Raw genomic sequence first — 19392 nt, 5'->3', positions numbered from 1 at the left:
ATGGCAACCCAAAACGCCACCCAATAGCGACGTCTGCCCGACTCGAGCCTGGACTGCTGCATACTATTCCTCATCCGTTTGTTAGCCCAACTGATGGCAAACCGTTGTTTGGTGTCGCGAAAGTTAACGAAGCAACAACTCTGATTGTCAGAACAAGACTGTGCTCTCGAGTCCCTGCCGTAGGATCGCTGCACAACGACGCGCTTGACCCTGCAGCTCATCCCGGTAGTCCGAAGCACTCCGGGCCGCAGTCAGCGTAGCATCGGTCAACAGTTCAACAGACGTCTGTTCATCGAACGTTGGATAGCACACAGGATCATCCTTGCCGAGCACCTGAAGCAATGACAGCGTCTTATGCGAGTTGGAGCCGAATGTCACAAGCGGCGTACCCACGCACGCCGACAATATAGACGGATGGTATCTCCCACTTACGAATGCCTGCGACGCTGAGAGCAACTGCATTCCCGATTTCAATGGCACATTTGCAGGCACAAATGGAACTTGGTTCGCTACAGCAACTCGCTCCAGCCATGCATCTTCGTCAGAAGTTGCAACCATTACCGGTTGAAACTGATTCGCAATCAAGTTCTGAACGAAGGACGAAATCCGCTGCTCGCGCAGCTGTGACCATTCACGCATCACGGAAGACCCAGAGATGCTGATGATTCTGTCACTTTCGCGCAACAGGGATTGAACACTCAGTGGGAGTCCCTCGGTGTCGGGGCTATAGCTCGACCCCACGACGTTATTCCATTCAGACCACCCAAAAAGCGCGTCCGGTAGCCAGCTAGCTGATAACTGTGGAAACCATTTCCGGCTCAACTCGAGGCTTACGGGATCGCGATAAATAATCGCGCTGCATTTCTCAAGCACGCTCCCCACTCCGTCTATGACCGACGGCTCGGCAGTACCATCACCGCGTGCACTAAGAATACTGTTCACAAGTACTGTAGGCTTCCCCAGACGTTGAGCGATAGCCATCATGATTAGAGACCGCCACAATGTTCCGGAATACCCCATGATGAAGTCGCCTTCACCGTTCATCCAAAACTCATCGCATTCCGAAATGCTCTCCACAATTGACTGTGCCCGCGCATTCCGATGATTCGTCAGTAGGATACGGTCGGCGTACTCCAGGACACGCGGGAACGGACGTGTTGGCATTACTGGCCTTGCCTTACGCACGTAGTTGGGCGCATATCGGCACCGTACTTTCAGCTTGTCAACGCGCGTAAATTCTCCAAAGCCGGCCGTGATGAATTCACCATTAATGGGCTGCACAAGTTCTGTATTAGACCGCGACGCGAGAAGCCCGGCTAGGGCTAGGCTTGTGCCACGGCCACCCCAGTTGGCCTTCGCTTTACCATCATGAAATCGAGCCAGCGCAATCCTTTTAGGCGTAGGACCGTCAGTTGTGCGGGTATCCATATGTTTCTCTATGGGACTCGGCATGATTTTTAGTTCCTTAAACTAAGGCGCTGTGACGCTGCCACGGCGATGAATCCGCCAAGCGTAACCAAAGCATATATCTCGGGCGAATCGGTTGGCCAAATCGAAAAGGCTATCAGTGTTCCGACCACTACCAAACTGTAGGCGGCTGATGAAACGTGAATCTTCTTCTCTCCGAGTGCTCGTGAACGCCAAGCAGTAATATAGATTCTCACTACGCCAACCGCCGTTAGAATTACCAATGTTTCGACAGCCAGATGGTAGCCGTCTTGGCCAATCAGAGGAAGTATCCAGGCGACGCCAACTGAGGCCGCTAAGGCCAGGACGAGGAACGCCGGAACCGAATACAGCATCCCGCGCATTGGACTCTGCTTTCCCGCCATAACCTTATTCGTAAAATAATTCAGAAGAGACACCGCCACAAGAAAGGCCATATCTACCACCGTTGATGCAATGGCGTAATTGGCAATCGCTTCCACGCCAGCATTTATACCTACCAAGTAACGAATAACGAATATAAATAGCCACGGTCCGATTTGGCTCGGAACACTCAATAAGCCCTCACGTATGGAAACAACGGAGCGAATCCGCGGTCGGCCCATTGTTTTCTGAAGATGCACTAGGCGTCGTGCAGCTAATGCAGAGATAACACTGAAGAAGGCCCACCACCCTAGTATCCCCGTGGCCTCAAGAACGCCACCAAGAATTGCGGGAAGTAACGCCACTGTTGCGCCGCTGTTAACAAGAAACATGATGAGCGATGCGGAAGCCCTCAGATTTAATCCCAACATAATTTGAGAACTAAACGTAGAAAACGCTGTAGCCGTAGAAATCACCGTTATGTAGACACAGGCCCAGAACCAGCTTTGCCCGTCAGTAATCGGTCGGCTAACTAGGAGGACCACACAAAAGCTGGGCAGTGTTGCAATGCCCGTCACATAAAGGCTTGTCCGCTGAAGAGAAGGTATGCGTTTCGCTCCATCAAAATGTGCAACACGCTGATACTGGAGGGGTAAACCGATACTCATCAACAGCGGCATCAGCGTGGACAACAAGGTGAAGAGGTTGAGAACGCCGTACTCTTCGGGAGGAATGTTGCCTACCAGAACCAAGAAACGGATCCCCGTCAGTCCGGCAAGCATCGCCGACAGGAGCAGGGAGATATAAGCAGGTCTGCGTCCTGCTTCAAGGGCCGCCACCAGCCGATTAGTTCGTGAGCGCCGCATTACTAGCTGGTGATGTCCTCTGGCCTCAAGACCGAACTGGAGTCGCGTCGCCCAAATATCGAACTCAGCTGGGCCAAGGGATCTGCATATTCCGATGGATACTGCCAGGTCTTACCTTCGGTTTCGGTAGAAGAACGCAATTGTTCCAACTTTTGCAACGACCCAATAACGTCAACCTTCGCACCACTTGTAAGGGCAGCGAGAGCTGGGTGGAATCGCATCGTCAATACCTCGTTGCAGGCCATGAGCAGCTTGAAAGGAACCTCAGATGAGGTCTGGTGATAGGGAACAACTTCCAGTTTCGTTACATCGCCCCCCTGTGTCAGAAACAAGTCGCGGAGATCCCTGCTCATGGCAACATCGCTCCAATGAAAGTTGAAAATCGAAATATGCTTTCCTTGTCGAGCCTGGCTAATCAACTGACTCGCTAATTCAGTTAGCTCATTTTGACGATTTAATTCAGCTTGAGCGTCCGCCTTCTTGAAGGTCGGCCAGCGGTGATGGTCTAGCAAGACGACTCCAACGCTTGACTTCACCTTTTTAATCGTTGGTGCCCAGCTTTCAAAAAGCACTATGGCCGGATCACGAATAAGGGTCGGCTTCGCTCCGCAATCTCTTACGGTCTCATAGCTTGCCGGATCTCGCACCGCTACTACGTCAACCGCGCGAAGCATCGATCGAACCGCTGTATTCACGACCTGGCTACTGTATAGGTTGGGAGAGACTCCGATCCCGTGGATCGCTATCGGTTGCCCCCTCAGCCCGCAGACGGCTAGCTTTCCGAGGTACTCCAGAATCAGTCTGTGCACATTCACGTCCGTACGCCGGCCTTCCAAGAGACCACCGCCGCCGAGAATCGCTATGTCTGTTTCACGAGATAATTTCAATATTTTACTGAGAGAGCGTAAGCCGCCGCCGACAACAACCGTACGGCCAACATTTTCATTCAACCTTGAGACGTCTTCAAGACGGGCGGCAATCAGTACTGATCCGTACGACTTCACACCAAGGGCAATTGCCTGACCAATGATGTCATCACCAAAGTTTCCATTGCCGTAAGCTCCGATAAGCAGAGTCCTCGGAGCCGTCCTCGTACGCGATGCTCGTTTCGACTTGTTCAACCGAAGTAACTGCGCCGCACAAAAGACGAAGGCCGAAAGCAGCAAGACGCGGGCTTGCCTTGCAAATTTTTTCACAGCTGCGTAACTACTTCCTGCACTGCATCAGCAAGCTTCTGCAAATTCTGACTGTCCATCACCAGTGGGGTGAAGGATCCTTCCCAGGACCACGATTTCATAGTTGTCACAAGTTGACTGATTTCGCTGGAACTTGGTTTGGTGCCGACTGTATCCTCGATCGCCTTGGCTATATCACGCGGGTCTGCTACATCAGTTGTCAGACCACGATTTCCATAAAATGGACGCCCGTACGACACCACGGGTTTCCCAGCTTGAAGGGCTTCAAAACCCAGCGACGATGCCAAGGTAAATACGATGTCGCAGCTTTCGATGGCTTCCGAAGCTGGCGTCCGGGCATCCAGAAAAGTAACGTTCGGCCTACTGGCCAAGTTGCGCCAAAGAAGAGTGTGATGCGCCGAGGCATGCTCTGGATGGGGTTTGACATACAACTGATACTCGGGAGGTATCACGGAGCTTACGTAGGAAAGCAGGCTGGCCTGGGGAATCGCATGCCTCTCACGGACTGCTACTTGGAAGTCTCGCTCATCGTGAAGGGGATAAAGCACCTTTACGTGCCCAGCTCGGAAGCCATCACTCTTCGTTGGTGTCCTCCGAAGCAATTCCTGCTTCATTACGGCGACTGCTTTTCGCGGAATCCAAGTAATCGGGTAGGTCTTTTCTCGCCCTACCGATTGCGCCCATAACCGGTGCAGCCCTTCAAGGGGTGACGATGTCTGTGGAGCTTGGCCATTTTTCCCAGGTTCGCCTGAACACTGAGAAGCCAACGTCTCTTCAGCCGCAGGCTTAAAACTCGTGCCAGCCCCTTCGTACGGTACAAATGGAGCGTCAAGTGAACGCAAAATTGTGAACCGTCCTGGAATGGGCACCGCGTTGAAATACGCAGTCTGCACTCCCCGACTTCTCGCTATTGCGTCACTGATTATGCGGGTTGTTTCGCCACCAACAGACGACACCACTAGATCAGGCTGAAATTCGTCGAATACCTGCGCAAGCGCAGCATAGACGCGCGAAACATGTCGTCTTTTGGACGCCACACCCGCGAAATGCCAATCCCTGTCGTAATCAGCAGCCATGGATATGTCAGCGATACCGCCTCCGGCGAGAACGTCAGCTACATCATGCTGCGGGCACACCCTTCCCGACATGCGTTCGAGCGACTCTGCGAATTTGGTGGCTAGGCGAGGCAACCAAGTAACCAAACGGGTCGCAATACCGTTAGCGCCCAGGCTCTTGGCGATCGTTTCGAAAGCCGGAACCTCTGCCTCTCCAACCGCAACGAACAGAACCTTCGTCACCGGTGGAATTGAATCAGACTCTCGTTCAGCCATCGACACGGCGAAGCTTACTCAAAGGTGCCAGCTCACCGGGGAAGACTCGTTTGACTCCATCGCCCATCGCCTGTTCAATTATCCGCGTATCGCGCACCAGGGCCGCGAATCCCTTCGGCTCAAGTGAGGCTGCATGATCGCTGCCCCACATAGCCCTATCAAGGGTGATATGCCGTTCTAGCGCTTCGGCACCAAGAGCCACCGCGGCAATTGAAATTTGGAGGCCCGGCTCATGTCCCGAATACCCTACAGGGACGTTGTAACGGTCCTTGAGCGTCTGAATCGTCCGAAGATTTGCTTCTTCGGCTGGGAGCGGATAGGTCGAGGTCGCATGTAGTATCACAAGGTTTTCGGTTCCGAGAATTTCGACTGCCGTGTCAATTTGTTGAATAGTTGACATCCCAGTAGACAGAATAATGGGCTTTCCCGTTTCACGGAGCCTACGCAACATCCCCAGGTCAGTAACGGACGCGGAGGCGACTTTGTGAGTAACCACTCCCATGTCTTCCAAGAAGTCAACGGACGGCTCATCCCACGGTGAGGCGAACCAGTCCAAACCCCGAGCCTTGGAATAAGTAGCGATCTCACTGTATTCCTCGGTCTCAAACTCAACCCGGTAGCGATAATCCAAGTAGCTCATGGTTCCCCAAGGTGTTTCCCGAGGAACGTCCTTCATATGTTCGGGTGTAGCGATAGCCGGCGTGCGCTTCTGGAACTTGACTGCCTGTGCACCGGACTCAGCGGCTACATCGATAAGTTTTTTTGCAAGCTCCACATCACCATTGTGGTTCAGACCAATTTCAGCAATTACGTAGACTGGCGCATCGGCACCAATCAGGTTTTCTCCAACTTTGACTGAATTACTCATTTAGTTTTCCTTTCGGCTGGCAAGTATTAACTCTGATATTTCCCTGATCGCACCGCGTCCCCCCGGGGCGCGCAGCCGAACTCTTGCATATTTCGCTAGTGCGGGATGTGAGTTTGGCACAACAACAGGCCAACCTACTAATTCAAGACACTGAATATCGTTAACGTCGTTTCCAACATATGCGACTCGGTGAAGGCTGATGGCCTGCTGATTGCACCAGTCGGTGAGGGACTTTGCTTTGTCATCGATGCCTTGGATGACGTCGACTTGCAACTTCTTACCCCTCGCTGCAACAACTGGGTTCTTTTCTTTGGAAAGAATGAGCATCGGCAACCCGATTTTGCGCAGCATCTCGACACCCATGCCGTCCGACCTGCTAACCCTCACGGATTCAAGTCCTGTCTGATCGACAGACACTAAGTCATCGGTGTGAACTCCATCGAAATCCATCACCAAGGCATCAATATCGAACCGATGCCGGTCGTTATCAAATATGTGCGCGCATTCTCGCGCAATCTCGAGCTGCGACGGGTTATCAATCTCCAGAGCCGCCGTCTCGTGTTCCGCCACCTGCAGCCCCACATGCCCGAAAAATCGAAACTCTCGCTGAATGAACCCGGACACATTCATAACATAGAATGCCCCGGTCTCCTGGTAGTTGGGCGTCCTGTCCTGACGCCGCGGTCGGTAACTGTGTTCATGGTTCACGCCCACTGCACCGCCCGGTGATTGCTCCCACAAGAACGCGTGCGTTTCGATCGCTGAAAAGACCACATCTTCGCCACCCGACAACACCCGATGGACTGCCTTGGCTATGTCCGAAGACGCAATGAAAGGCGAAGTGGCTTGTATGAAAACAAGAACTTCCGGAACAGTACCAAGTGATTGAAGTGCGTTGAGTGCATGCAGTAGGGCAGCCTCGGAAGTTGCAGTGTCTCCGGCCAACTCCTCAGGCCTCTCAATGACCTTGGCGCCGGCTTGTTGGGCGGCAGCGGCAATACTCGGATCATCCGTAGACACGTACACGTCGTCGACAGCACCCGAGTCGACGGCCGAGAGCACCGCACGCTGAATTAGAGGTATCCCCCCAACCCGCGCCAAGTTCTTTCCTGGAACTCCCTTTGATCCACCTCGCGCCGGAATCACAGCGATCACGCGTGCTGACAAAACCTACATCCCCCAAGACTCTCTTGCGTCCGTGCACCCAGGGACATGTTGTCATAGACTCCCAACGGGGTCACGAGATCACCTTAACAACTAATGACATCAACCGTAACTTTCGCCCCGTGCTTGTGTATTTTGCCACAAACAAGGGCACGCCAACGTGCCGCCTTCGCTGATGCCCTCTAGGCTGGGCTGGCATGAGTCATACCGTTCGGAATTGGCTCGCATTTTGGTCCACTTGTCCCAACGGGTATGGAACGACACGTTAAGCTCATCTGGAGGATTCGTACTCGTGCATACATGGTCGGATATGCTTGGCCGCGCCTGGACTTGCAAACATGTCTGGAGAACAAAAGGCGACTTCACAGCCCAACCACATACGTTCAGTCAGCATGCACGCATCGATACAATCTTGCTCAATAGACACATAGGTCCTTGGACAAGCAGCTAGAAAGGTTTCATTTCCCTTGGAGTTGAGCGACTACCTGCGCGTCCTGCGCCGCAACTGGACCTTGATACTGGCCTCTTTGTTACTAGGAGTGCTCGTCGCAGCCGCCGCATCCTTTTTGATGAAACCGACCTACAAGGCGCAGACTCAGCTCTTTGTTGCTATCCAGGGTTCAGGTTCGGTTTCGGAGCTGCAGCAGGGCAACACCTTCAGCCAGTCGCGCGTTCGTTCCTATGTTGAAACCGTCAGTACGCCAGCAGTTTTGCAGCCTGCTATCGATAGTCTTGGACTCCAGATGACGCCAGCTACTCTGCGAAGTAAAATCGAGGCAACTTCGGACCTCAATACTGTGATTGTGACAATCACAGCGGAGGACACATCTCCCGTACAGGCGGCGGCGATTGCACAGGCTGTCGGCACTAGCTTGGTTACGACTGTTGGCCAACTTGAAAGCCCTGCACAGGGTGGATCCTCTCCAATAAAGCTCTCCGTCGTGACTCCCGCAACAGCTCCAAGTACTCCAGCAACACCTAACACAAAACTGAACCTTGTACTGGGTGCAGCAGTTGGCATCGCCGCGGGTGTTGCGGCAGCGGTACTTCGTACGCTCCTTGACACTAAGCTTAGGGGCGAGTCAGAGCTGAGGCGCGTTACGGACGCCCCAATCCTTGGGGGGATTTCCTTTGACAACGATGCAACCAAGAAGCCGCTGCTCACCCAAGCACCGCCGCAGGGCTCCAGAGCGGAATCCTTTAGGCAAATTCGAACGAATCTGCAGTTTGCAAACGTAAATTCTGATTCCAAAGCCATTTTGGTCACTTCTTCACTACCTGGAGAAGGAAAAACAACAACAGCGACAAATCTCGCCATTGCCCTCGCTCAATCGGGGCAAAGTGTCGCTTTGGTAGACGCAGACTTGCGACGCCCCAGGGTGAATGACTATTTGGGCTTAGATCGCACTGCCGGTTTGACAACCGCCCTAATCGGTACGGCGGATCTTAGCGATTTGCTTCAAAGCTGGGGCGAAGATGATCTTCAAGTACTCACCTCCGGGCGAATCCCGCCGAATCCTAGCGAACTTCTCGGATCTGAGGCGATGAACATCCTAATCCGCAGGCTGGAACAGGCGTTCGATGCTGTAATTATTGATGCTCCGCCGCTGCTCCCGGTGACAGACGCAGCTGTCCTGGCACAACAAGTCGGTGGTGTTGTGCTCGTGGTCGGGTCTTCCCGAGTCAAGATTCCCGACGTCGAAAAATCACTTGCATCTCTTGAAATGGTCTCGGCCAGTTTGCTTGGCGTCGTGCTGAATATGGTTCCCGCAAGGGGACCCGATGCGTATGCCTACGCCTATCAAGACTACGAATCGGACGTTGACACGGTGAGAAAGCACACCAACGGGTCGCATGAAACAAACGATGAACGCCTTCCTCGACGCCCTGTGGCAGTAGCTAGCCGCAACCACATCAATAATGACTAACTAAGTTTTTACGGCCGAGAGAGGTATCACCGTTATGGGGGACAGCGGCGACTGGCGTGTGCGTACTTCCCGTTTATTGGGCGCTGTCGACGCATTTGTGGTTTGTTGGGCAGTGATAGGCGCGTACATTGTGCGTTTCGGTTTAGAGCCGAACTTTGCCGTTTTAGGGAACGATGTGGCCTATGGTGCGTTTTCCATCGGCTTAATTGTCGCTTGGTGGCTTATGCTCGGAGCCTGGAACAGCCGTCAGAGTAGGGTTTTAGGGTCGGGTCCTGACGAGTACAAGCGTGTGGCAGCCGCCTCTCTGTGGCTCTTTGGTCTTATTGCCATTTTCTCTTACGTTCTACGCGTGGATACCGCCCGGGGGTACGTGGGTTTTGCGCTTCCAGTCGGTCTAACGGGCCTCCTTCTCGCTAGGTGGCTTCTCCGTCAGCACCTGAACGTAGACCGTCTCCGCGGCGATCGGGTTTCGCGGCTACTGCTTTTGGGCGGCCCCAGTGCGGTAGCACATCTTGCACGTACCCTTTTCGAGGCGCCACACGCGGGTTACCTCCCGATCGCTGCGTACACACCGGGGGTATCGATAGGAACGTCGGAGAAAATCATTGAACTCCCCGTTGTTGGTCACGCCGCTGAAGTGCCATCTATTCTTGACGCAATTGACCAGACCAACGCAGATGCTGTCGCGGTCTCGGCGGGCGTCCAGTTGCACCCACAGACACTCCGACACCTCGGCTGGGAGTTGGCAGCAAAAAACGTCGCACTTATCATGGCGCCGGCACTGACGGATATTGCTGGTCCCCGCATACACACTCAGCAAGTGGCTGGACTACCGCTCATCCACGTGACCACTCCGACTCTCGAGGGTGGTCAACGCGTTGCCAAGAGGATGTTCGACATAGTCGTTTCAGGGCTCCTGATAACCGTCACTTTTCCTTTGATGGTCGTATTGGGACTGTTGATCAAGCTAGATAGCACCGGCCCAATACTGTTCCGGCAGAATCGCGTAGGCATGGAAGGAAGGCATTTCAAAATGTTGAAGTTCCGAACGATGATTACGGATGCTGAGCGCCTTCTTCCCGAACTGGCGAGCCGGAATGAAGGTAACGAAGTTCTTTTCAAAATGAAGAATGATCCTCGGGTGACTCGCGTAGGAAAGATACTTCGCCGGCTCAGCCTGGATGAGTTGCCGCAGCTCTTCAATATTCTTGGCGGCTCGATGAGTCTTGTCGGCCCGCGGCCTCCTTTACCCCAGGAAGTAGAGACTTACGAAAACGACGTCCGCCGCCGTCTCCTAGTGAAGCCCGGGCTGACTGGTTTGTGGCAAGTGAGCGGACGATCTAATTTGTCATGGCAAGACTCCGTCAGATTAGATCTCTACTACGTAGAAAACTGGTCTCTCGCCGCAGACTTAGTCATACTCTTGCGCACAGTCCGTGCAGTCTTCAGCAGTACCGGTGCCTACTAGGCATAGACCTCAACCACTTCCGCAGGATGCCGACTTCGCGCCGGATTCAAGTAGCTCTACCGACAGGACAGTATCAGTGAGCCAACCCCCTTCGAAGGTAGCGGATCCTACAAAGCGCAAGCGCCTGCTACGAAAAGCCGTCCTTTGGGGCACGCTCGTAATTACAGTATTGCTATTAGGTTCTGTTTGGCTTGCATACAGGGCTACGACAATTGTTTCATCACTTGAGTCTGCTTCAGATCTGGTTGCACAGCTTAGGAAACAGGTCGCAGCCAACGATAAGCAAAGTGCAGTGCTCACAGCCAATAAACTTCAGAATTCCACCATTGACGCGCGAGATGCGTCGGAAGACCCAATTTGGACTTTTGCTTCGACTCTTCCTGGTCTGGGCCCCAATTTCAGCGCACTGGCTGAACTGGCCCGATCCGCGGACGACATCGCATCCTTGGGCATCCTACCGTTAGTCAATGTCTATGATTCCTTGGATTGGGAAGCTTTCGTTCCCAGCGAGGATGGTACAAATCTAGAGCCGCTTCGTAGTGCCGCTCCGGTTGTTGGCAACGCGGCCTATGCAGTGAGTGCTTCCACTGAGCGCCTTGAGTCGATCGACACATCTACGCTTCTGCCCGAAGTCGCCCAACCCCTAACCTCTGCCCGGGAAGAGTTGCGATCGGTTTCCGGCACAATCGAGACGGCAGCTGACGCGTCGGAACTCCTGCCTGCTCTACTTGGTACCGAAGGACAGCGCAGTTACCTCCTCATGATTCAGAACAGTGCAGAATCAAGAGCCTCGGGCGGGATACCAGGTGCGCTAGCAATTCTCACTGTCAACCAAGGGAGACTTTCTCTCGGAGCACAGAGCAGTGCGGGAGATCTGGGCGTAATGGATCCTGTTCTTCCCCTCGACCCGGAACAGCGTCAGATTTATTCCGCTCGGCTCGGTAAATACATGCAGGATGTAAACCTAACTCCCGACTTTCCGACCGCCGCGTCGACGGCTCAAGCCATGTGGGAAGAAAAAACCGGCCAGAAGGTTCAGGGTGTAGTCTCCATCGACCCGGTAGTCCTGAGCTACATTCTGCGAGCTACCGGTCCCGTATCGGTCGACACCTCAAAGTCCGACGTCTTTCTAGCACCGGGACTCCCAAGTCAACTCACTGGTAACAACGTAGTTAAAACACTCCTTTCTGATGTTTACCAAGAGATTGCACAACCAAAGCTGCAAGACGCGTACTTCGCTGGGGTGGCCAGGGAGATATTTGTCGCTCTTTCCGGCGGAAAAGCAGATGCTAAGGGACTTATCAGGGGACTCACTCAGGGCGTCGAGGAACGACGCGTACTTATGTGGTCAGCGGACCCGAACGAGCAATCGAAAATCCGTAAATACAAAATTAGCGGATCGATAACCGGCCCTAGCGTCTCTGGCGCTGAATTCGGCGTTTACTTCAACGATGGTACCGGCGCTAAAATGGATTACTACGTAAAAAGAAGCGTGCAACTTACAAAGCAGTGTTCCAAGAACGGGTACGAACAAGTAATCGTACGCGTTGTCAGCACGAATACCGCGCCTCCTGATGCCGCCCATTCCCTTCCTGCGTACGTAACAGGTGGTGGACATTTCGGCGTTTCCCCGGGATCGGTCCAGACAAACGTCGTGGCTTACGGACCAGCTCAATCCGTAATCGAAACGACGAATGAGGACGGCCAGCGTGTAGCTTTCTCACCTCACTTTCACGACAACCGTCCAGTTGGCGTATATGCGGTCACGCTCGCCCCCGGTGAAAGTAAAATTCTGGAGTTCACGTTCGGGAAAATCGTGCAGCACACGGAGCCTAACGTAGCAGTCACGCCCTCAGTCCAACCTGTCAAGGACGTGACGCTTGCTACAGAAAGTGCTGCGTGCAGTTAACGGCAGGACGACCGGTTAACTCTATGTAAACCGACTGGATTGAGATTGCTCACAACGACGCTCAGGTGGTAAATTTTTCCTGGGATATCTATCCGTGGTTCTGCACTTGGTCTCGTGCGGAGGGGGCTTTTCCCAAAATCGGGTATCAAAACTTAACGTCTCCGGGGGGACACACATGAAGAAAACACTCGCAGCACTCGCGCTCGCAGGTTCCATCGCACTCATCGGCTCGGCGCCAGCCATGGCCGCAACCTACCCAGCACTTCCGCCGCAGGCAGCAGTTTCTGACGGCACCGTTGGCCCGGGCGAAACCTTCGTCTTCCGCGGCCAGGGCTTCCTGGCAGGCGAATCGCTGACCATTCGGGTCACGCCGGGCCAGGCACCTGCCTCCAACGGTGCCAACATCGCCGGCGGCCGCTCCGTCGCAGCACGAATCAGCGTGGTTACCGAGGCCCAAACCCTCAAGACAACAGCGGATGCCCAGGGCCGGTTCTCGCTGCCGATCACCATCAACGAGGCCGGCACCTACTCCCTCACCGCCACCGGCGACGTATCCGGCGTCACTGTCGGCCCTATCACGGTCACCGTAACCGCTTCCCTGGCCAACACGGGTAGCGCTCCGCTGGCCAACACTGGCTCCGGCTCAGGCCTGGCCAACACCGGTGCCGACTCCGGCCTGGTCCTCTGGACCCTGGTGGGCGCAGGCGCACTGGCAGCCGGCGCAACCTCCGTCGTGGTGGTCCGCCGCCGCGCCAAGGCTGAAGCCGCTGCCTAAGGGCATCAAGCAATAACACCAAAGAAGGTGGGTGGTCTCCAGAACGGAGACCACCCACCTCCTGCATTTAAGGCAGTGTGGTATCAAGTAGAACCATGAGAACGGAGCGCGTGAAGAATCTTCGCAATCGGAGGCTCTGGCAAAGTGTCCTGGCCGCCATGCTGATCCCCCTCGCACTCATAGCCTTCTGGCCAACCCCCGTCGACCGGCCTGTTCAAGGACTGCTCGCCGACACGCTGAACTTCCTCCACCATCACGGAATCCCCCGTTGGTTCCACTATCAATTCGCGGAAGCAACCGCCAACGTGGCGCTGTTTATCCCCTTCGGCTTCGTAAGTGCCCTTTCCTTCCCGGAAAATCGCTGCTGGCAGATCATAGCCCTCGGTTTCCTTGTTTCCAACTTCATCGAACTCGGCCAGCTCCTGTTCCTCCACGATCGCTTTGCCAGCCCCCTGGACCTTGCGACAAACACCGCCGGGGCCGCGGCAGGGGCATGGCTGGCATTCCTTGCAATTAAGCGGCTGGAGGCCCGCGACCTTGCGGCAGCGGACCTCCGATAAGGCTGGTTCCGGGAGTTAACTAACGAAGCCCTTGAGCCAGGTCTTCAAGTCTTCGCCGAACTCCACCCGCTCGGAAGCGAGGGTGATAACCGCCTTCAGGTAGCTGAGCTTGTCACCAGTGTCGTAGCGGCGGCCCTTGAAGACCACCCCGTAAACGCCGGAGCCTTCGCCCTCGCTGGCTGCAAGGGTCTGCAGGGCATCGGTCAGCTGGATCTCTCCGCCGCGGCCCGGCTCGGTGTTCTCAAGAACCCCAAAGACGGACGGGTGCAGGACATAGCGTCCGATCACTGCCAGGTTGGACGGCGCTTCGCCCACGGCCGGCTTCTCCACCAAGCTGTTCACGCGAACAAAGTCCTCGCCCTCCACAGCGGTGATGTCTGCGCAGCCGTAAGCACTGATCTGGGACGGATCAACCTCGATCAGGGCGATCACGGAACCGCCCGTCTTCTGCTGCACCTCCATCATGGTGCTCAGCAGCGTCTCGGCCTCGTCGATGAGGTCATCGCCGAGCAGCACCGCAAAAGGCTCATCCCCCACATGCTGGGATGCGCACAGCACCGCGTGGCCCAGGCCCTTGGCCTCCCCCTGGCGGACGTAGTGGATCGGTCCCAGGTTGGACGCGTGCTCCACCATCTGCAGACGGTCCGTGTCACCCTTCTTTTCGAGGGTGCTCTCCAGACCCGGTTCACGGTCGAAGTGGTCTTCCAGCGCACGCTTATTGCGGCCAGTGATCATCAGCAGGTCTGTGAGGCCAGCGTCAACGGCTTCCTCAACGACGTACTGGATGGCCGGACGGTCAACCACCGGCAACATTTCCTTCGGCATTGCCTTGGTGGCGGGCAGGAAGCGAGTTCCCAGTCCGGCAGCAGGAATGACGGCTTTGGTAATGGCTCTCCCCATAGTCATAGCTGAACCCTACAAATTCTAGGCCCTTAAAGACAATCGAAAGAGCTGAATTTCGGCACGATCAACCGGCGCATGGCAGCTCAAGCACGGTAATGACTGAAGTCTTTGATGATCTGCGGAAGAGCCTTCAGGAAGCGGGACCACCGCGCCCGGTGCAGCCCCAGCCGGCCGGAAAATGAAACGTCAGCATAGATGTCACCGCCCAGGAACGTCTCACTTTTGGGAGCAACAGACCGCCACAGCATCCCTGGCTTAGCCGGCCACGGAGCCTGCACCAAGGCCAGCAACCGAGCGCTTCCCGGTTCCCGTGCCAAAACTCGATTTCGCCATTCCGTTGACGGAGCAGGCCATACAGGTGCTTCTTCTCCAGGCACAACAGATTCCAGATAGGGACGCATAGCCGCTAGGGCACCTGCACGCGTCGATAGGTCTAAAACTTCGGATTCAAGCTGTTCCTGCTGGACCATAGCAGTGATGTAGTCGAGCTCCTGACGGCTTTCCGCGAGGTGTGGCGCACGTAGCGCGTGCAACACCAAAATGACAATACCCAGTGCCTTTGTTGGAACGCGCACCTGTTGCCCGGTGAGTAACAGCTCTTGGGTGTGCACCCACATCAGCTCAAAGCATTCACCGGCATGCTTCTCCATTCCGGGGAACCGGTAATGGACATCGATGCAGCACGGCCAGTCGGGATGATCCACCGTCACAGAGTGTTTGGGAAAGGCCCTACCATCCGGGTCCACCGGCCGGGCCCGCCACCCACGCTCCCGCAGTCCATCCAGCAGCAGTTCCAGGTCAGCAGGTGCCACGAAGACATCGACGTCGTTGGAGATCTTGGGTTTCCGCAACCCCAGCTGCACGCTGGCCGGGCCTTTGATGAAGAAGACCCGCACGCCAAGGTCCTCCGCCACCCGTGCCACCAGGGCATGACCCAGGAGGACGCCCTCGGCGACACTCAGGCCCGCTTCCCCCGCGCTCTCCCCCATGACGCTGCCTACACCCGCGCGCGGCGGCCGCTCAGGACCGCCTCCACAGTGCCGTCAAAAGCCGGGCCGGCCGGCACACTCGGCTGAACCTCCGGAGCGTCTGCCGTGCCCACAGAAGACCTGTACGTCCCGTAGTAGGTGTAGGCATCGGCGCCCCGGGTGGGAACGTAGTTCAGCACAGAGCCGAGAACCCTCCCCCGGACCTTGTCCAGGTTCCCCAGCGACTGGCCCACCTGATCCTGGGTGGTCCTGCCGGCCCTGATCACCACCACAGCGCCGTCCGCCACCCGGGACAGCACGGCGGCATCCGTCACCGGCAACAGCGGCGGAGCATCAATGAGCACAATGGCGTCCTCTGCCAGTGCCTCCAGCATGTTCTTCATGGCGTTGGAGCCCAGCAGCTCGCTGGGGTTCGGCGGGATCCGCCCGGACCCCAGCACCGCCAGGTTGGGCAGCGCACCCCACGGCTGCAGGACGTCAGCCAGCTGGACGCTGCCGGTGAGCACATCGGTGACCCCGGCTCCGGGGACCAGGTTGAAGACGTCCACCAGCGTGGGCCGGCGGAGGTCGCCGTCGACCACCACCACGTTCTCCCCCGCGGCGGCCATGGTGACGGCCAGGTTCGCCGTCACCGTAGACTTGCCCTCCGACTGCACCGAGCTGGTGACCACGATGATCCGCGGCGGCTGGTCCACGTCCAGGAAGCTAAGGTTGGTGCGCAGCTCACGGAGGGCCTCCGCCATCGCTCCCCCGGCGTCGTGGACCTGCGACGAGATCCCCGAATCCAGCACCGTGCTCTTCCCGTCCAGGCGGTGGTCCACCGGAAGCGTGCCGATCACAGGAACCCCAAAGAGCCGCTCCACGTCCGAGGCCCTGCGGATGCGCCGGTCCAGGTGCCGGCGGACCACGGCGTACGCCACACCCAGGGCCAGGCCCACCAGGGCGCCCAGCGCCAGGTTCAGTTTCGTGTTGGGGGACGTGGGATTGGTCGGCAGCACGGCCTTGCCCAACGGCAGGACCCGGACCGCTGTGGGGGTGCCAGCCGTTCCTGCCGCGGCATCAGCCGGAGCGGCTGTCTCGATGGCCTCCACCTGCGCCGCGAGCCCGTTCACCCACGCATCGGCCACCCGCTGGGCCGTGGCCGGATCACTGGACTCTGCCGTCACCCGGATCTCGGCAGTGTCCAGCGGCACCTTCACGCTGATGCTTCCCAGCAGGGCGTCCACGGACGTATCCAGGCCCAGCGCGGCGATGACCCGGTCCGCCACCAGCCGCGACTTGGCCACCGACTCGTAGTTCTTCACCTTGGCCTTCGCCAGGCTGTCACCGGCCAGCGACAGGCTGACGTTGTCCGAGCCGGGCGTAGTCACAATACCGCTGGAATCGGACGAATAGATCTTGGGCTGCAGGACGGTCCACCCCATGGCCGCCAGGGTGGCCAGCAGGGTGAGGGACACGATCGCCTTCCAGTACGTCCGGAAGATGCCCAGGTAGTCAGCCAGGTCAAGGCCGGTCGGCGCCTGCTCGGGCGCGGCTGCAGTGCTCATTGGGTGGTTCCTTCCAAAGTTTTCGGTTGCCGGAGCGTTGCAGGATCCCCGCGGCGGTGAGCTGCTCCACAGCACGTACGACGGCGGCCTCGTGGCCTTGGGGAGCTCCGTGGACGTCACGGACGGCTTGAGTGAGTTCGACAAGGCTGGCGGGCTTGCCCGCCGCTGCCCAGAGGACCGGGCCGATGCCGCCGAGGCGGACTACGGCGCCCTCGAGCACCAGCAGCAGGTCGTCACCGATGGTTACCGCGTCCGTGCAGCTTGCCCGGCGGACCGTACCCTCCGGGATACCCCCGTTAGGGGCGTTCTCCTGCGCTACGGGCCGCCATTCTGGTTTCGGGACCAGAGTGGCGTGGAACAGCGGTTCCAGGGCCGCTGGCAGGTCTGTGGCTTCGGTGTAGGTCACCTGCCACACTCCCCCGGTGGCGTCGATCAGCCGGCAGAGCGATTGGAGCGGCTGGGCAAGGGCCGCCTGCGATGAGGAATCCGGGATCAGTGCCAGGACGGCGTCGGCCAGCGGGACCTTGCTTAGGACTGGGACCACCGGCTCCGCACTCTCCACGCGGTCCAGCAGGACGATGGACCGGAGCTGGAGCTGGGCCGGGGCTTCCAGCAGGCCCAGGGCGTCCGGTCCCACCTGCTGTTTGGGGAGGCCGGGTGCCTGCTTGATGGACAGGGGTTTGGGATACGGAAGAACGGACCCGTCCGGCCGGATGGCTACTGTCTCATCCGTGACGTACCCGTACCGCCGTGCCAGGACCGACGACGCCGTGGTTTTCCCCGTGCCCGATTTGGCCACGAGGGCCACCACCGCCCCCGTCTCCGGGTCGGCAACGCCGCAGGCATGCAGCATGGTCAGGCTGCCCGCATTCGCGAGGATGGCGGTCAGCGTCAGCCGGGATGTCAGGCCCTCAGCCAGCTCCTCAAAGGAGGTGGCCCGCAGCGTGAACACCCCGCCGTCGTCCGTTGGGGTCCGGAAGGCGACCGCCGCAGTGAACCCTGAAGCAAGATCTTCTCTCGGCAGTGATGGGACCGGTTCCTGCAGCCCGGCGCACCGGGACCAGGCCAGTCTCATGCCGTCCCGCTGCGCCGCCGTCACGCCGTCTCCCCAGCGCACGGTGAACTGCACCCCCAGGATGTCCAGGGCCAGCATGTCCTCGCCGCCGGTCAGCCCACAAAGCCCGTCAGGCTGCCGGGCAACACCTGTGCTTGTCATGGTTCCCCCGCATCCCGCAGCTACAGCGTGCTGTGCGCGGGTTCGATCAGGCGCCGGGCCTCGAGGCTGGCCAGGAAGAGCTCGGCCTGCGCCTGCATCTCGCCCAGGACGTCATCGAAGGCGGCCTCCAGCTCGGCCAGGATGTCCTGCTCAGTCCGCTGCCCGTCAATCAGGTCCCAGATGGCCGCCGCCGGACCCTCGAGCACCACGGGCTGAATCTCATCTAGGTGGAGCAAGGCAACGCGGCCTCGGTGTTGTGCGCGGACCTGTGCCACGTCCGAACAGTGATTCCAGATCATGCGATAGTCATCTGTAGGCTCGCAGAGGCCAAGGCAGTCGTCCCGACTTGAACTGTGACCAAGTACGAAAAGACTCCAGCCTGTTGGGTACCCTCGTCGTTGTACTGGAACGTTATGGGATACTCGGCGGACGTTCCTCCGGTCAGCGTGAACGTTCTGGTCGACGTGCGAAGCGGACCCCAAGTGGTGGTTGGGCCGAGGGAGGCCGAGCCATTGGCTCCGAGACTTTTTGGTCCAATCCATGACTTGGCAGGAGTCGAGTCAGTGGCCGTGATGATGATCGACCCACTGATTGAGCCGGAAGCGTTGTTCACGATCAGCTTCGCGGGGATGACACCGTTTCTCGCGTTTCCCTGCCCATTGTTGCCCGATTGCGTAATTGACTTTGTTCGGGCAACGGACGCGTCGAATTCGAGTGTTACGGATGGCCCCGGCGAGGCCGAGGCGGGCGGTGCGCCAACAGCGGTGACCAGAACCGGCAGAGTCCAGGCAACACCCTTGACCACTCGGCGGCGGCTGAAACCGTCCTCATTGGTGTCGAGCTCGTCGTTCAAAATCTCAGTC

17 protein-coding genes are annotated in these 19392 nt (G+C 57.4%); 5 read left to right on the top strand and 12 right to left on the bottom strand.

The features are described from left to right. Nucleotides 1–147 precede the first annotated feature (147 nt). From AS031_RS19375 to AS031_RS01170, 6 genes are read right to left on the bottom strand one after another with little or no spacing between them, the layout of a single operon-like run. The gene (locus AS031_RS19375) at nucleotides 148–1428 is read right to left on the bottom strand and encodes a polysaccharide pyruvyl transferase family protein (protein ID WP_158505818.1); all 1281 of its coding nucleotides are present in this window, start codon (nucleotides 1426–1428) and stop codon (nucleotides 148–150) included. Between the two features lie 29 nt (nucleotides 1429–1457). Next, a complete protein-coding gene (locus AS031_RS19720) occupies nucleotides 1458–2648 on the bottom strand; it encodes a polysaccharide biosynthesis protein (RefSeq protein WP_141688726.1) in 1191 nt (396 codons plus the stop codon). Between the two features lie 29 nt (nucleotides 2649–2677). Next, nucleotides 2678–3871: a polysaccharide pyruvyl transferase family protein gene (locus tag AS031_RS19370; protein ID WP_074446900.1), complete on the bottom strand. Its 1194-nt coding sequence runs from the start codon at nucleotides 3869–3871 to the stop codon at nucleotides 2678–2680. Next, on the bottom strand, nucleotides 3868–5169 hold the full coding sequence (locus AS031_RS19365; RefSeq protein WP_158505817.1) for a capsular polysaccharide export protein, LipB/KpsS family: 1302 nt from the start codon (nucleotides 5167–5169) through the stop codon (nucleotides 3868–3870). Before AS031_RS19365 ends, AS031_RS19370 begins: the two co-directional genes overlap by 4 nt. Before the next feature lie 25 nt (nucleotides 5170–5194). Further along, nucleotides 5195–6070: an N-acetylneuraminate synthase family protein gene (locus tag AS031_RS01175; protein WP_058266320.1), complete on the bottom strand. Its 876-nt coding sequence runs from the start codon at nucleotides 6068–6070 to the stop codon at nucleotides 5195–5197. Continuing rightward, on the bottom strand, nucleotides 6071–7225 hold the full coding sequence (locus AS031_RS01170) for an acylneuraminate cytidylyltransferase (RefSeq protein WP_228379534.1): 1155 nt from the start codon (nucleotides 7223–7225) through the stop codon (nucleotides 6071–6073). A gap of 476 nt (nucleotides 7226–7701) precedes the next feature. Here AS031_RS01170 and AS031_RS01165 point away from each other — a divergent pair, with 476 nt between their 5' ends. The 5 genes from AS031_RS01165 to AS031_RS01145 all read left to right on the top strand — a co-directional run bounded on the left by AS031_RS01165 (nucleotide 7702) and on the right by AS031_RS01145 (nucleotide 13874). After that, entirely contained in the window at nucleotides 7702–9162 is a 1461-nt protein-coding gene (locus AS031_RS01165; protein ID WP_074446898.1) for a tyrosine-protein kinase domain-containing protein, read from the top strand. Nucleotides 9163–9196: 34 nt separating this feature from the next. Beyond that, nucleotides 9197–10630, top strand: a complete 1434-nt coding sequence (locus AS031_RS01160; RefSeq protein ID WP_058266319.1) for a sugar transferase — start codon at nucleotides 9197–9199, stop codon at nucleotides 10628–10630. A 76-nt stretch (nucleotides 10631–10706) separates the two neighbouring features. Then, the gene (locus AS031_RS01155; RefSeq protein ID WP_228379533.1) at nucleotides 10707–12539 is read left to right on the top strand and encodes a DUF4012 domain-containing protein; all 1833 of its coding nucleotides are present in this window, start codon (nucleotides 10707–10709) and stop codon (nucleotides 12537–12539) included. Nucleotides 12540–12714: 175 nt separating this feature from the next. Beyond that, a complete protein-coding gene (locus tag AS031_RS01150; RefSeq protein WP_058266318.1) occupies nucleotides 12715–13314 on the top strand; it encodes an LPXTG cell wall anchor domain-containing protein in 600 nt (199 codons plus the stop codon). Nucleotides 13315–13472: 158 nt separating this feature from the next. After that, complete coding sequence (locus tag AS031_RS01145) at nucleotides 13473–13874, top strand: VanZ family protein (protein WP_228379532.1); 402 nt, start codon at nucleotides 13473–13475, stop codon at nucleotides 13872–13874. Between the two features lie 15 nt (nucleotides 13875–13889). Here AS031_RS01145 and galU read toward each other — a convergent pair whose 3' ends face one another. The 6 genes from galU to AS031_RS19715 form a co-directional block, all read right to left on the bottom strand. Further along, nucleotides 13890–14780 (bottom strand): UTP--glucose-1-phosphate uridylyltransferase GalU, encoded by an 891-nt coding sequence (gene galU, locus AS031_RS01140; RefSeq protein ID WP_058266316.1) that lies wholly within the window; start codon nucleotides 14778–14780, stop codon nucleotides 13890–13892. Between the two features lie 80 nt (nucleotides 14781–14860). Further along, nucleotides 14861–15766, bottom strand: coding sequence for a nucleotidyltransferase family protein (locus tag AS031_RS01135; RefSeq protein WP_058266315.1), 906 nt, complete (start codon nucleotides 15764–15766; stop codon nucleotides 14861–14863). A gap of 8 nt (nucleotides 15767–15774) precedes the next feature. Continuing rightward, a complete protein-coding gene (locus tag AS031_RS01130; RefSeq protein ID WP_058266314.1) occupies nucleotides 15775–17313 on the bottom strand; it encodes a tyrosine-protein kinase domain-containing protein in 1539 nt (512 codons plus the stop codon). Further along, the gene (locus AS031_RS01125; protein WP_176716488.1) at nucleotides 17270–18529 is read right to left on the bottom strand and encodes an ATP-binding protein; all 1260 of its coding nucleotides are present in this window, start codon (nucleotides 18527–18529) and stop codon (nucleotides 17270–17272) included. Before AS031_RS01125 ends, AS031_RS01130 begins: the two co-directional genes overlap by 44 nt. 20 nt (nucleotides 18530–18549) lie before the next feature. Then, nucleotides 18550–18828 (bottom strand): PqqD family protein, encoded by a 279-nt coding sequence (locus AS031_RS01120; protein ID WP_058266313.1) that lies wholly within the window; start codon nucleotides 18826–18828, stop codon nucleotides 18550–18552. Beyond that, the gene (locus AS031_RS19715) at nucleotides 18825–19382 is read right to left on the bottom strand and encodes a hypothetical protein (protein ID WP_141688724.1); all 558 of its coding nucleotides are present in this window, start codon (nucleotides 19380–19382) and stop codon (nucleotides 18825–18827) included. The genes AS031_RS01120 and AS031_RS19715 overlap by 4 nt, the downstream gene beginning before the upstream one ends. Nucleotides 19383–19392: the final 10 nt, after the last annotated feature.

The sequence above is a fragment of the Pseudarthrobacter enclensis genome, assembly GCF_001457025.1.
Taxonomy (GTDB): domain Bacteria; phylum Actinomycetota; class Actinomycetes; order Actinomycetales; family Micrococcaceae; genus Arthrobacter; species Arthrobacter enclensis.
Note: the sequence above shows the minus strand (reverse complement) of the source record. Positions and strands in the feature narration are given on the sequence as shown.